Source organism: Pseudomonas sp. 2822-17 (assembly GCF_002742485.1).
Classification (GTDB): Bacteria; Pseudomonadota; Gammaproteobacteria; order Pseudomonadales; family Pseudomonadaceae; genus Aquipseudomonas; species Aquipseudomonas cyclaminis.
In genome coordinates this window covers 1-378 of the sequence record NZ_LJRZ01000825.1, presented here as the reverse complement: position 1 = coordinate 378, position 378 = coordinate 1, and the positions used below count along the sequence as shown (strand labels likewise).

Here is a 378-nt window from a genome sequence, read left to right as displayed (position 1 = left end):
GAATTTCATCACTCATCACATCGTGGATAGCACTCGTTGTTGTTTCCTGTGCTATCTCTAAATTTTCTGCAGAAGTTTCCAACAACGTAACTAATGTTTCATCTGAAAGGTCCTGACTCGTATGTTGAGAAATAATACTTCTAACACGTTCAACTTGTTCATCAACACTCATGACAGAAGGCATTGATTCCTCTAGTAGTTCCCTTTCTTCTTCTAACTCAGGTTCAAGCTCTCCTTCTTCGTCTTCAAGCTCAGCAATCTCTTCAAGTCTAGATTCTATCTCTTCTGCTTCTTCAGACATTTCCCTATTTTCCCTTTGAACTTGACTGATCGTGTGAAAAATATCATTTATTCGTTCTATTTGGTTCTGGACATACC

The 378-nt window shown here is 38.4% G+C and carries 1 protein-coding gene; it reads right to left on the bottom strand.

The annotated features are described in order from the left end of the window. On the bottom strand, positions 1-301 hold a 301-nt coding region (locus AOA60_RS33110), incomplete at its 3' end, for a hypothetical protein (RefSeq protein WP_218240917.1). Positions 302-378 lie beyond the last annotated feature (77 nt).